The organism is Mycobacterium sp. C31M (assembly GCF_053345865.1).
Genome location: NZ_JBKFAX010000029.1, coordinates 48,782 through 61,766, shown reverse-complemented (window position 1 = coordinate 61,766; position 12,985 = coordinate 48,782). Strand labels below are relative to the sequence as shown.

General features: G+C 66.9%; 14 protein-coding genes and 1 tRNA gene. 5 read left to right on the top strand and 10 right to left on the bottom strand.

The window, feature by feature from the left end; all coding sequences use genetic code 11:
- Nucleotides 1–1,513 (bottom strand): DUF222 domain-containing protein (locus ACLBYA_RS30295; RefSeq protein ID WP_447713175.1); only part of this gene is annotated, 1,513 nt, incomplete at its 3' end.
- Nucleotides 1,514–1,701: 188 nt separating this feature from the next.
- Between ACLBYA_RS30295 and ACLBYA_RS30290 the strand changes: the two genes are divergently transcribed.
- Nucleotides 1,702–2,310: a DUF3887 domain-containing protein gene (locus ACLBYA_RS30290; RefSeq protein ID WP_447713174.1), complete on the top strand. Its 609-nt coding sequence runs from the start codon at nt 1,702–1,704 to the stop codon at nt 2,308–2,310.
- Here the strand turns inward: ACLBYA_RS30290 and ACLBYA_RS30285 are convergent, their stop codons facing one another.
- The 6 genes from ACLBYA_RS30285 to ACLBYA_RS30260 all read right to left on the bottom strand — a co-directional run bounded on the left by ACLBYA_RS30285 (nt 2,311) and on the right by ACLBYA_RS30260 (nt 6,906).
- On the bottom strand, nt 2,311–3,090 hold the full coding sequence (locus tag ACLBYA_RS30285; protein WP_447713173.1) for an alpha/beta fold hydrolase: 780 nt from the start codon (nt 3,088–3,090) through the stop codon (nt 2,311–2,313).
- A 28-nt stretch (nt 3,091–3,118) separates the two neighbouring features.
- Nucleotides 3,119–3,766, bottom strand: coding sequence for a hypothetical protein (locus ACLBYA_RS30280; RefSeq protein WP_447713172.1), 648 nt, complete (start codon nt 3,764–3,766; stop codon nt 3,119–3,121).
- An 80-nt stretch (nt 3,767–3,846) separates the two neighbouring features.
- Nucleotides 3,847–4,677: a galactan export ABC transporter permease subunit Wzm/RfbD gene (wzm, locus tag ACLBYA_RS30275; protein ID WP_447713171.1), complete on the bottom strand. Its 831-nt coding sequence runs from the start codon at nt 4,675–4,677 to the stop codon at nt 3,847–3,849.
- Nucleotides 4,674–5,600, bottom strand: a complete 927-nt coding sequence (gene glfT1 / locus ACLBYA_RS30270; RefSeq protein WP_447713170.1) for a galactofuranosyltransferase GlfT1 — start codon at nt 5,598–5,600, stop codon at nt 4,674–4,676. Before glfT1 ends, wzm begins: the two co-directional genes overlap by 4 nt.
- Complete coding sequence (wzt, locus tag ACLBYA_RS30265; protein ID WP_447713169.1) at nt 5,593–6,396, bottom strand: galactan export ABC transporter ATP-binding subunit Wzt/RfbE; 804 nt, start codon at nt 6,394–6,396, stop codon at nt 5,593–5,595. The genes glfT1 and wzt overlap by 8 nt, the downstream gene beginning before the upstream one ends.
- A 6-nt stretch (nt 6,397–6,402) precedes the next feature.
- Nucleotides 6,403–6,906 carry a bacterial proteasome activator family protein gene (locus ACLBYA_RS30260; protein ID WP_447713168.1) on the bottom strand — a complete coding sequence of 168 codons (504 nt, stop codon included), beginning with the start codon at nt 6,904–6,906 and terminating at the stop codon, nt 6,403–6,405.
- A gap of 286 nt (nt 6,907–7,192) precedes the next feature.
- Between ACLBYA_RS30260 and ACLBYA_RS30255 the strand changes: the two genes are divergently transcribed.
- Nucleotides 7,193–8,389, top strand: coding sequence for a cysteine desulfurase-like protein (locus ACLBYA_RS30255; RefSeq protein WP_447713167.1), 1,197 nt, complete (start codon nt 7,193–7,195; stop codon nt 8,387–8,389).
- A gap of 7 nt (nt 8,390–8,396) precedes the next feature.
- Here the strand turns inward: ACLBYA_RS30255 and ACLBYA_RS30250 are convergent, their stop codons facing one another.
- Nucleotides 8,397–9,365, bottom strand: coding sequence for an NAD(P)H-quinone oxidoreductase (locus ACLBYA_RS30250; protein WP_447713166.1), 969 nt, complete (start codon nt 9,363–9,365; stop codon nt 8,397–8,399).
- A gap of 41 nt (nt 9,366–9,406) precedes the next feature.
- Between ACLBYA_RS30250 and ACLBYA_RS30245 the strand changes: the two genes are divergently transcribed.
- The 3 genes from ACLBYA_RS30245 to ACLBYA_RS30235 all read left to right on the top strand — a co-directional run bounded on the left by ACLBYA_RS30245 (nt 9,407) and on the right by ACLBYA_RS30235 (nt 11,049).
- Nucleotides 9,407–9,919, top strand: coding sequence for a MarR family winged helix-turn-helix transcriptional regulator (locus ACLBYA_RS30245; protein WP_447713165.1), 513 nt, complete (start codon nt 9,407–9,409; stop codon nt 9,917–9,919).
- Between the two features lie 19 nt (nt 9,920–9,938).
- A tRNA-Ser gene (locus tag ACLBYA_RS30240) sits at nt 9,939–10,025 on the top strand.
- 1 nt (nt 10,026) lies between these two features.
- Entirely contained in the window at nt 10,027–11,049 is a 1,023-nt protein-coding gene (locus ACLBYA_RS30235) for a linear amide C-N hydrolase (protein ID WP_447713164.1), read from the top strand.
- A 36-nt stretch (nt 11,050–11,085) separates the two neighbouring features.
- On the opposite strand, the gene ACLBYA_RS30230 is transcribed toward ACLBYA_RS30235, so the two are convergent.
- A complete protein-coding gene (locus tag ACLBYA_RS30230) occupies nt 11,086–12,105 on the bottom strand; it encodes an LLM class flavin-dependent oxidoreductase (protein WP_447713163.1) in 1,020 nt (339 codons plus the stop codon).
- 68 nt (nt 12,106–12,173) lie between these two features.
- Complete coding sequence (locus ACLBYA_RS30225; protein WP_447713162.1) at nt 12,174–12,983, bottom strand: crotonase/enoyl-CoA hydratase family protein; 810 nt, start codon at nt 12,981–12,983, stop codon at nt 12,174–12,176.
- Between the last annotated feature and the right edge of the window lie 2 nt (nt 12,984–12,985).

The following is a 12,985-nucleotide window of genomic DNA, read 5'->3' as shown; positions in this document are numbered from 1 at the left end:
TGTCGGCGCGGTTGAGGGCGCGTTCGTGGGCGATGCGGTAGGCGCGTGATTGTGCGCGGGTGCGGCTGCGTTTGGGGGCGGCCAGTTCTCGGTGTGGGCGGGGCGGTGGTGCTCGTAGTGGGCCGAGATCGGCTGTGGGTGTGGCGAGTTGGGGGTAGAACAGACTTCCGCCGGGTTTGGTGGTGTAGACCCGCCCGTTGGGTGCGGTGATGGTGATGGTGCCGTCGGGGTGTTGTTGGTCGTTCCAGCCGCCGGGGCCGCAGTGGAACGTCTTGATCAGGTGGTGAATTCTGCAGTATCCCTTGGTGTTCGAGGGGTGTGTGGGTCCGTAGGGCCAGGGCACGGTGTGGTCGGTGTCGCAGCGCTGGATGGGGACATTGCAGCCGGGCCACCGGCAGGTCAGGTCGCGGCACCCGAGGTAGGCGGTGAGGGCCCGCGACGTTTGGTAGTGATTCTCGGTGCCGAGTTCTTGCGGGTCGGCCAGGGGCCGGATGGTGGCATAGGGCAGTAGGTCGGCCAGGGCGTCGGTGGTGATGGGTCCGTATCCGGGGATCAGCGCCGCGGGACGGGGCGCGGAAATCGGTTCGGCGGTAACCGGATCCGGCTCGGCGGGCTCGGCTGGGTCGGCTGGGTCGGTGTCGGCTTGCTCCGGGTCGGGCGTGGTGGCGGCGCACTGCTCTTCGCAGGCGGCGGCCTCATCGCGTCGAGCCTGCGCCTCTACAAGTGTTTTCCGGTCGGCCAGAACGTGGACGATGATGTTGGCGCGGCCGGTGGTGTTGCCGGCGGCCGGGCACTGCGCGAGGCCGCAGAGGCATTCGATGCTGGTGGCGCCCAGGGACAGTGGGCGCGCGGCGTCGGCGCGGCGTTCGGCGTGGGTGCGTGGGTCGTCGGGGCACACAGTGCTGGCCAGGGCGTCGAGGCTCTGGTCGAGGATAGCGCCGTCGGCGGCGTCGAGGCGGCCGTAGATTTCGACGACGCCGTCCCCCACGGGGTTGACGGTCAGGAAACGGGACTTCCGCGCCTCGCGGGCGCGACGGACGGCTTCGGGGTCGACGTCGATGATCATCCAGTCGATGAGTTCGGATATCCGGTCATCGGAGAGCACGTTCCAGCCTGGCGCCGCGTCGGCGAGTTGGGTGTCGATGACGGCCAGGATGTCCTCATCGAGGATCAACGTGGTGCGGTGCAGCACGAGTCGGATGACCCGCAGGTCGATCACCCCGGTCGCCCACACCTCGGCCAGGTTGGGTAGGCGGGTGAGCAGGTCGCGACCCTGGGTGATCAAGGTCAGTGCACGGCCACGGCTGATACCCAACTCCACACCCACCTCAGCGGCGATCAGTTCCCAGTCGTCGACCACCCATTTGTCGAACGTGTTGCCCAGTTCGAGCATCCGGTCCAAAGCGAACCGACCCGCAGCAAGCACTTTGGTTGCCGTGGCGGCGCGCTCGGTGACCAGGCCGTCGCGCGCAGCATCGAGGTGACCGATCGTCGCCTCGATCTGTTCGCTCATATGTTCGATAATACTCGCCATCCCGACGTTCGCCATGACAATGTCGCCACCTGTGGATAACTTTGAAACCGCAGTTCAAAGGCTATGCTGTGCCGCCCGAAGGCCGCACCGGATCGTGATGCGATACGTGACCTATCAGCGTCAATAAAGTCTTGACAAACGCGCTGAAGTAAAGCGAATATTGACGCGTGCCCGATTCTTTTACCGACACCACCAGGCGGCTGCACCGTCAGCTCGGCCAGATCCTTGCCGCCCCGGTTCTGCGCGGCGAGGACGATCCGATCGATCTGGTCCGCGCCGCCCACGAGGTCCGCGACCAAGCCGAGGCATTGATGAATGCCGCCGTGCAGCAGGCCCGTGGGGCGGGCCGAACGTGGCAGGAAATCGGTGACGTGCTCGGTGTCTCGAGGCAGGCCGCCTTTCAGCGCTACGGCAAGCCGATCGACCCGCGAACAGGAGAAGCCATGAACACCACCGCACTTCCCGAAGCCGACGACCTGGCCCGGACGGTCATCGATGACATGGCCAATGCCCGGTGGGCGGCCGTCGTCGAGCGTTTTGACGCCATCATGCGCGACGGGCTGTCCGAGGAAGGCCTGGCCGAGGCGTGGGTGCACATCGTGGGGCTGGCCGGCGCGTACGAGGGTCACGGCGACACCGAGACGACCAGGGCCGGCGATTTCACCACCACGAACACACCGCTGAACTTTGAGGCCGGTGATTTCGTCGCTCGCATCACCTTCCGCGACGATCGGACGATCGCGGGGTTGTACCTGCTCAACCCCCACGTCAAGTGATCAGGCGATCCCGTCCAGGAACTCCTGCAGCGCCTCGACCACCAGTTCCGGCGCGGCCATCGCGGTGACGTGCGAGTGGTCGGCCCAGTGCACTCGCTGCGCACCGGGCAGGGCCGCGGCCAGCGCATCCATCCCCTCGGGCAGTGGCGACCAACTCTGTTCACCCTGCATCAGCAGCACCGGCACGTCGATGCCAGACCAGCGGTCCACCGAACCGTCGTCACCGGCCATGGCCTCCAGGTCCGCGAGCGCACTCATCGCCGCCACCGGATCGTCGGGAATTGCCGGTCCGGCGGCCAAGATGTCGGCGGGCATGCGCGCCGCCTCGCGCAGAAACAGCTCGAGCGCGTCGGCGTATCGGACGGTGACGAAGAGCTGTTGGTACTGCTCGATCACCGGCTGCAGATGCGCCCCGACCAGGTTTACCGGCGGCTCGAACAACGCCAGCGACGCCACCCGCTCCGTCGACGCCGCTGCCGCGTACAAACAGACGGTTGCGCCGTAGGACGCGCCCACCACATGGGCCTGGCCGACAGCCTGCAGCACCGCCTGCAGATCCTCGGCCTCGACGGCAAAACTGTTGGGCGCCGGGCCGACTCCGCTGGGCGGGTGATTCCGGCGGGCGTACCGGACGATCTGATAACCCGTCAGCCGATCCCCGATGTCCTGCCAGGAGTCGAGCCCGCCGTTGGATCCATGCACGAACACCACCGGCGCGCCCGCGCCGGTGGTGTTCAGGGCAATCGAGGTACCGTCCCCGGCCGTCACTGTGGTGTCCATCGACACCAAAGTAGCGGTCAGGCAGTGACTACCGGACGGCATCCCGAATGGATTGACGGGCCACCGCGATCCGCGCCTCGACGGCCTCGCGCGCGGACACCACGCCGGCGTTGAACTCGCTCCACTCGCGGTCGATGGCATCGCGCACATCTCCGCGGCGGCTGGCGGTGGTGGCGACCTCGAAAACACCGTCGACCGCGGTCGAGGCCAGCTCGCCCTGTGCGCGCACCACGGCGCCGGCGACCTCGGCGGCACCGGTGATGACGGCATTGGGAAGCGGGGACTGCTGATTGACGTATGCGCCGACGGCGGTGCGGATGCGGCTGCCGGCGACCGAGACGGCATCCTGCAGTGCCTCGTTGGTCTCGCCGAAGGCGGCAGGCAACGTCGCGCCGCTGCGGATCGCGGCGATCACCTTCGCGGGTGACTCGACCAGCGCCACGGTGGCATCGGTGGTGGCCTCGAACAATTGCCCGGACAGATCCTGTCCGGCATCGAGCTGGCGTCCCAGCACGTCGAGAGCGACGAGGGCGCGGCGGCGGAGGTCGGCCTCCACCTCCGCTGCCTCGTTGACGACCTCGTTGACCACCGGGACGATCTCGGCGTCGATGAAGGTCTCGGGAGCAGGCTGGGCCGTGGCCACAGCGGTGTTCTCAGGGGTGACAGTGTCGGTCATGGAACTTCATTGAACGCTGCACAGCCGACATCGCGGTGGCCGTCAGATGGCCGCTGGATGACGCCCTCAGCACACCCCATCTACACCCAATACGGCACGCGCGCCCGGTACTGCCGCATCGCAAACGCCGCGAACAGCCAGCCCACCACCGTGCAGACCAGCACCACCACCCAATGGTGCAGTTCCTGATCGGCGCCGAGCAGCGGCGCCCGGACGATGTCGACATAGTGCAGCAGCGGGTTGAACTCGATGATCTTGGCCCACCCCTCGGCCCCCTGATCGCGCAGCGTCTGGTCGTTCCAGATGATCGGCGTCATGTAGAACAGCAGCTGAGCGATGCTGAACAGCAGTGGGCTGATGTCCCGGTAACGGGTGGCCAGGATGCCGAAAACGATTGCCACCCAGACACAGTTGATCACGATCAACAGCAGCGCAGGGATGAATGCCAGGTCGGTCCACTTCCATGGCTGCGGGAAGATGATCGCGATGATCACGAAGATGATGATGTTGTGCCCGAACAACAGCACCTGCCGCCACACCAGCCGGTAGACGTGCACGCTCAGCGGTGTGGGTAGCTGTTTGATCAACCCCTCGTTGGCGACGAACACATCGGCGCCCTCGATGATGGCCGCGTTGATCAGATTCCAGATGATCAGGCCGAGCGTCACATAGGGCAGGTGCTCGGACAGTTCGAGTTTGAACAGCTTCGAGTACAGACCGCCGAGCGCGATGGCCATGGTGCCGGTGGCGATGGTGATCCAGAACGGGCCGAGCACCGAGCGGCGGTACCGCTGTTTGATGTCCTGCCAACCCAGGTGCAGCCACAGTTCCCGTTTGCCGAACCCGGCCGCGAGGTCACCCCAGGCGCGGGCCATCGTCTTGGAATCGGCCGCGGCGTCCACAAATGTCATGAGTTGAACCTCTCGAACATCTCCCGCCGTCCCAGCCTGCGCAGCCGCAGCCACTCCCGCAGCCCGGCCGGGTCGCGCCGGGTCACCAGGAAGTACCAGCCGAAGCGCACCCACTCCTGCGGGACCAGCCCACGCATTCCGCGCTGCGCCTGCAGGTAACCCCGGTTGCGGTAGGTGAAGTAGCGCTTGGCCGCGTCGTCGGGGTACTGGGTGTGCATCCGGCCGCCCAGGATCGGCTTGAACTCGTCGGCCCCGTGCGGATGCAGGTAGGCGGCGTCCAGGCAGGTGCCGAAGGGCAAGCCGGACAACACCAGTCGGCGGTGTACGTCGGTCTCGTCACCGCGGATGAACAGCCGCAGGTCCGGGACGCCGACGGCCTCCAGGGTCGATGCGGCAAACAACGCTCCGTTGAACAGCGAGGCGATACCGGGCAGCAGGTCGTCGGGGTCTGATTGTCGGCTCGCCGACGTCGACTCGACCTTCAGCTCCGACACATGCCGGCGCCAGGCCACCCCGCGGCGCAGCGGAAACGCCAGGCGCGAGGGATCGTCGAGATCGCACACCATCGGCGAGACCTCGGCCAGTGCATGTTTCGCCGCACACGCCATCAGCGTCGCCAGTACCGAGTCGTCCGCGGGCCTGCCGTCATCGTCGGCCAGCCACACCCAGTCCGCGCCGAGTGCCAACGCGTGCAACATGCCCAGGGCGAAACCGCCTGCGCCACCCAGGTTTCGCCGCGATCCCAGATAGGTGGACGGGACCGGTTGGGAGCCGACCAGCTCGGCGACCGCGGCATCGTCGTCGTTGTCCACCACGATCAGGTGATCGGGCCGGCGGGTCTGGGTGCAGACCGCGTCCAGCGATACCGCCAGCGCCTCGACCCGGCGGTGGGTGACGATCACCGCGATGACGGTCTCAGGCATGGCCACGATCCAACTCGGCGAGCACCTCGCGCACATGCCGGGCCGCGTCCGGGCCCTCGTAGGCGCCCACGACTTCCTCGATACCCCCGGTCATCCGGATGGTGCCGTGGTCGATCCACATCGCCGATGTGCACAGCTGGGCCAGGAACTCGTTGGAATGACTGGCGAACACCAGGATTCCGGAGCGGGCCACCAGGTCCTGCAGTCGGGTGCGGGCCTTCTTCATGAACTCGGCGTCCACCGCACCGATGCCCTCGTCGAGCAACAGGATCTCCGGGTCGATGCTGGTGACCACGCCCATCGCCAACCGCACCCGCATACCGGTGGAGTAGGTGCGCAGTGGCATCGACAGATAGTCGCCGAGTTCGGTGAACTCGGCGATCTCGTCGACCTTGGCCAGCATCTGTTTGCGCGTCTGCCCCAGGAACAGACCGCGGATGATGATGTTCTCGAATCCGGAGATCTCCGGATCCATCCCGACCCCGAGATCGAACACCGGGGCCACCCGCCCACGCACCGAGGCCGATCCGCGCGTGGGCTCGTAGATGCCCGACAGCAGTCGCAGCAGGGTCGACTTGCCGGCACCGTTGTGACCGACCAGGCCGACACGATCACCCATCTGCAGGGACATGGTGATATCACGCAGCGCCTCGATGACGACGACGTTGGACTCGTTGCGACCGATGGTGCCGCCGGCCTTGCCGAGGAACGCCTTCTTCAGCGACCGGGACTTGGCATCGAAGATCGGGAACTCCACCCATGCGTTCTCGGTGGAGATGAACGGACTGTCGGACACGGGCGGCTACAGGTACTGCCCGGTGCCCGGGTGGCCCGGACCGCGCTGCTGGCCGGGTGCCATGCCCGGCGGAAGCTGGCGCATCTGCTCCAGTTGGGCGCGGGCCGCCATCTGCTGGGCGAACAGTGCGGTCTGGATGCCGTGGAACAGGCCCTCCAGCCAGCCGACCAGCTGGGCCTGGGCGATCCGCAGCTCGCCGTCGCTGGGTACGGCGTCATCGCTGAACGGCAGCGTCAGCCGCTCCAGCTCCTCGCGCAGTTCCGGGGCCAGGCCCTCTTCGAGCTCGCGGATGCTGCTGCGGTGGATGGTCGCCAGCTTGCTGCGGCTCGCCTCGTCCAGCGGTGCGGCGCGCACCTCCTCCAGCAACTGCTTGATCATCGTGCCGATCCGCATCACCTTGGCCGGCTGCTCGATCAGGTCGGTCAAGCCCTTGTCATCGTCGGTGTCGGCCGCAGGTGCGTCACCGGTCAGGATCTCGACGTTGTCGTCATCGTCGGGGTGGATCGTCATGTCCAGTGACCTTAGTCCTCCTGGTCGCCACCGCCTCCGAACGATTGCCGGCGCAACATTGCCTGGCGGAATCCAGACCGCGACGGTGCTGGTCAGAACGAGGTTGCTCGGCGCTGTTGCTCCCGGGAGCACCAGCAACAACAAGGGGATTAGCACCCCGGTCGGGCGGCGGCCTGCATTAGTATGGCCGTCGAAGTGATCCGGGCCGGGTCCCTGCAGCGCGGCAGGATCCTTGACCCGATGTGTGTCCGTCTGTGTGATTCACGGACGTTCTAAGGTGGCTGACATGGTGTACGACGTTGCCCGGGTGCGTGGGTTGCATCCGTCGTTGGGCGACGGCTGGGTGCATCTGGACGCACAGAACGGGATGTTGCTGCCCGATTCGGTCGCCACCACGGTGTCCACGGCATTCCGCGGATCCAAGCCCGTCGCGTCCGGACCGCACCCCTCGGCGCGTCGCAGTGCCACGGTGCTGGCCGCCGCCCGGCAGGCGATCGCCGATTTTGTCGGAGCGGATCCGTCCGGGGTGGTGCTCGGCGCCGACCGCGCCCAGCTGCTGACCTCGCTGGCCGACGCGGCGTCGGTCAAGGTCGGTCTGGGCTACGAGATCGTTCTTTCCCGGCTCGACGACGAGGCGAACATCGCGCCGTGGCTGCGCGCCGCGAACCGGTACGGCGCCAAGGTCAAGTGGGCCGAGGTCGATATCGAGACCGGTGAGCTGCCCTCGTATCAGTGGGAGAGCCTGATCACCGGGCCGACCCGGTTGGTGGCCATCACCTCGGCGTCGGCGACGCTGGGCACGGTCATGGATCTGACCCCGGTCACCAAGCTGGTGCACGAGAACAGCGGGCTGGTGATCGTCGACCACTCCGCCGCCGCGCCCTACCGGCTGATCGACATCGACGATATCGACGCCGATGTGGTTGCCCTGAACGCCGTCGCGTGGGGCGGACCACCGATCGGTGCACTGGTGTTCCGCGACCCGGCCGTCATCGACCAGTTCAGCTCGGTATCGCTGGACCCGGATGCCACCGGGCCGGCCCGGCTGGAGACCGGAATCCACCAGTTCGGCCTGCTCGGCGGGGTGGTGGCCAGCATCGAGTACCTGGCCAACCTGGACGAGGCGGCCACCGGGTCGCGCCGCGAGCGCCTCGGCGTGTCGATGGAATCGGCTGCGGCGTACCTGGATCGGCTGTTCGCCTACCTGCTGTCCTCGCTGCGGTCGCTGCCGTTGGTGATGGTGCTGGGCAACCCGTCCGAGCGCATCCCGGTGCTGAGTCTGGCCGTGCACGGCGTGCCGGCCGACCGGGTGATCCAGCGGTTGGCCGACAACGGCGTGCTGGTGAGCAGCAGCTCGCATTCGCGGGTGTTGGATGCGCTGGGCGTCAACGATATTGGCGGCGCCGTGACGATCGGGCTCTCGCATTACAGCACCGCCGCCGAGGTCGACCAGTTGGTGCGGGTGCTGGCCTCGTTGGGCTAGCTACCGGCTACACCCGCAGCAGGACCTTGCCGGCCACGTCCCCGGAGGCCAGCAGCGCATGTGCCTGCGCGGCGTCCGCGATCGGCAATCGGGCACCGATCAGTGGCCGTACCGTGCCCGCGGCGACCATCGGCCACACATTTTCGAGTACCTGTCCGACGATCGCGCCCTTGCCGTCGGGTCCGTCGACCGGCCGTGACCGCAGGGCGGTGGCGATCACCCCGGCACGTTTGCCGAGCAACTTCGCGATATTGAGTTCGGCCTTGATACCGCCCTGCATGCCGATGATCACGAGCCGTCCGTTGGCGGCCAGCGCATCGATGTTCCGATCGAGGTATTTGGCGCCCATGATGTCGAAGACGACGTCGGCGCCACCCGCCTCGCGGACCCGCTCGACGAAGTCCTCGTCGCGGTAGTTGATGGTGATATCGGCACCCAGTTCGGCGCACAGGGCCAGCTTCTCGGCGGACCCGGCGGTGACGGCGACCCGGGCGCCCAGCTCGCGCGCGACCTGGATGGCGTGGGTGCCGATACCACTGCCACCACCGTGGACGAGCAGAAATGCGCCCGGCATCAGCTGCGCGGTCATCATCAGGTTGGACCAGACCGTGCACGCGACCTCTGGGAGCGCCGCGGCATCGACCAACTCGACGCCGTCGGGCACCGGCAGCAACTGAGCGGCGGGCACCGCGACGTACTCGGCGTAGCCGCCGCCGGCCAGCAAAGCACACACCGGTTGGCCCACGGACCAGCCGTGCACACCCTCGCCGAGCTCGACGATGGTGCCGGAAACCTCAAGACCGAGGATCTCACTGGCGCCCGGCGGCGGTGGATAGCTACCGGAAGCCTGTAGCAGGTCGGCCCGATTGACGCCCGCCGCGGCCACACCGATCACGACTTCACCCGCGTGAGCTGCGACGTCGGGGACTTCTTGCCATGTCATACGTTCGGTTGAAACCGCAACAATGGCCTTCATTCGAGCTAGGCTACTCCGCTCCCCGAAAGTACGATTACGCGATGGAAGCGTTAATGGGGGGACGAACGGCGAGCACCATGCCGGGGTTGGATATCGCCGAGCAGAAATCATGGCAAAATTTTCTGGACTCGGCGTTGCGGATCTACGCAACATTGAATCGGTCGTTGGTCGACAGCCACGGCCTGGCACTCAACGATGTTCGGTTACTCGACATCCTGGACAGTTCGGACAGTGGCTCGGCGCGGATGGGGGATCTCGCCGAGGGACTGATGTCACTGCCTTCTCGGGTGACCCGACAGATCCACCGGCTGGAGAAACTGAACCTGGTCACCAGGGTCGCCAGCCCGGATGACCGGCGCGGTGTGCTCGCGACCATCACCGACCAGGGACGGGCGCTGCTGGCCGATGCCATGCAGACCTACGGTTCCGAGATCCGGACGCACTATCTGGGTCGGTTGTCGCGGGCGCAGATCACCGCGATGGGCGAGAACTGCCGACGCATCAGTGCCGGACTTCAGGCCGATGGGCGGCCCGCGAAACTCGGACGGGTGTAGACCGCTTAGTCTGTTCAGCGGTGGCGTGGCAGAGCGGCCTAATGCACTCGCCTTGAAAGCGAGAGACGGCTAACACCGTCCGGGGGTTCAAATCCCTCCGCCACCGCGTGTGCACCCGAGTGATGTGGCCGGACGCCGGCGGGTCTGTTCTGGTGGGTCGGAACATGGACTTCTCCAGGGATCTGATGACCAACCTGTGGAAGCAGCCCCGCGGTGTCAGCCGCGATGACGGGGTGGCCGGTGCGCTGCGCTGGACGTCGAAGTACGGCAGCGTCATCGCGACGTCCTTCGACATCATCTCGGTGGACGGCATCAACGAGGCCGGGCTGGCCGGTCATGTGCTGTGGCTGGCCGAATCCACCTACGGTGCGCCCGATTCCGGACGTACCCAGCTCAGCCAGGGTGTGTGGTTGCAGTACTTCCTGGACAACTTCGCGACGGTGGCCGAGGCGGTGGCCTGGATCGCGCAGACCGACGTGCAGGTCGTGCAGTTGGCGGATCCGACCGGTGGCGAGCCGCCCACCATCCATCTGGCCCTCGACGATGCCACCGGCGACTCCGCGATCATCGAGTACATCGACGGTAAGGCCAACGTCTATCACGACCGCTCGTACCACGTGATGACGAACTCGCCGACCTTCGATCAGCAGCTGGAGCTGGTGAAGAGTTTCACCGGACTCGGTGGGTCCGAGCCGCTACCGGGGTCGACGCTGGCCGCCGACCGGTTCGCCCGGGCCACCTACTACGCGAGCAGGCTGCCGCAGCCCGCCGGTCAGGTCGAGGCGATCGCGGCGATGTTCTCGGTGATTCGTAATGCAGCGCAACCGTTCCGGATCCCCGACCCGGGCAAGCCCGACGCCTCGCAGACCATCTGGCAGGTGGTCATGGATCTGACCAACAAGCGCTACGTCTATGAATCGACCACCCGGCCCAACATCGTCTGGGTGGACCTGGTCGACCTCGATTTCAGCGAGGGCAGCCCGCAGCTCAAGCTGGATCTGATCGGGGAATTGGCCGTCCACGGTGGCATCGCGGGCAACGTGTCGGACCGCTTCGAGGACAAGGGCCCGATGACGTTCCTGTCGCTGAAGCTGCTGGAGCAGTTGAAGGGCTCGACTACTCCCCGGTGAACTGCGGGGCTGGTGTCGTGATCGCCGCGCGAGGAGTCAGCGCCAGCCGAGCGCCGGAGCGACGTCCGCGACGAGGGACTGCAGGAGCCGGGCGTTGTACTCCACGCCCAGCTGGTTGGGCACCGTGACCAGCAGGGTATCGGCCTCGGCGATCGCCTCGTCGCCGCGGAGCTGCTCGACGAGCCGGTCCGGCTCGGCGGCGTAGGTGCGGCCGAAGACGGCGCGGAAGTTGTCGATGTTCCCGATCTGGTCGCGGCTGTTGCCCTCGCGCCCGAAGTAGGCGCGGCTCTCGTCGTCGATCAACGGCATTATGCTGCGGCTCACCGATACCCGCGGCGCGCGATCGTGGTCGGCCTCGGCCCACCGCTCGCGGAACTTCCGGATCTGGGTGGCCTGCTGCACGTGGAACGGCTCGCCCGACTCGTCGGTCTTCAGCGTCGAGCTCATCAGGTTCATCCCCAGTTTCGCGGCCCACTCGGCGGTCGAGTCCGAAGCGGCACCCCACCAGATCCGGTCCCGCAACGTGGGTGAGTGCGGTTCGAGCCGCAACAGCCCGGGCGGATTGGGGAACATCGGCCGGGGGTTCGGCTGTGCGAAGCCTTCACCCTCAAGCATTTTCAGTGCGATCTCGGTGTGCTCGCGGCCCATGTCGGCGTCGGTCTGTCCCTCCCTGGGCGCACACCCGAAGTACCGGTATCCCTCGATCACCTGTTCCGGCGAGCCGCGGCTCACGCCCAGCTGCAGCCGCTGGCCGGCGATGAGGTCCGCGGCGCCCGCATCTTCGGCGAAGTACAGCGGGTTCTCGTAGCGCATGTCGATCACACCGGTACCGATCTCGATGCGCGAGGTGCGGGCCCCCACCGCCGCGAGCAGCGGGAACGGCGAGCCGAGCTGGTTGGCGAAGTGGTGCACCCGGAAGTAGGCACCGTCGGCGCCCACCTCTTCGGCCGCGACAGCGAGGTCGATCGACTGATGCAGCACCTCGGCCGCGCTGCGCGTGCGCGAACTTGGGGAGTCGTTCCAATGGCCGAAGGAGAGGAATCCGATCTTCTTCATGACCGCTACAAATGCGGACTGCGGTCCGAATATTCCGGGCGGCGATGGACGCTGGACCCGGGAGTCGCCTATTCCCCGGTGAACTGGGGCGGGCGCTTGCCGAACATCGCGGTGACCGCCTCGCCGAGATCCTTGGACGGCAGGAACGCCGAATTCCAGGCCGCCACATAGCGCAGGCTCTCCGACACCCGCCCGATGCGCTGCTGGTCCAGGACATCCTTCACACCGTGCACGGTCAGCGGCGGGTTCGCAGCGATCTCGGCGGCGGTCGCGTGCGCGGCCGCCAGCGAGGCATCGGCGTCGTCGTAGACATCGTTGACCAAACCGATCTTCTCGGCGCGCGCGGCGTCGATGTCCTTGCCCGTCAACGTCAGTTCGCGCAGATGCCCGTCGGACAGGATCAGCGGCAGCCGGGCCAGCGAGCCCACATCGGCGACGATGGCCAGCTTGACCTCGCGGACCGAGAACTTGGCATCGGCACTGGCATAACGGATATCGACCGCACTGATCAGATCGACCCCACCGCCGATGCACCAGCCGTGCACCGAGGCAACGGTCGGGGTGCGGCAGTCGGCGACCGCATTGATTGCGCCCTGCATCTTGGTGAGCTTCTTGTGGAAGTCGAGACGATCCTTGGCGCCGGCCTCCAGCCCGGGCATGGTGGCGCCCATGGCGGCCAGGTCCAGGCCGTAGCTGAAGTTGCGGCCCGAGCCGGTCAGCACGATGGCGCGCACCTGGGGATCGGCGTCCAGGGTGCCGAACACGTCGGGCAATTCGGCCCAGAACGCAGGCCCCATCGCATTGCCCTTGCCCGGGCCGATCAGCGTCACGCGGGCGACGTGGTCGACGATGTCCACGGTCACGGATTCGTAAGCCATGG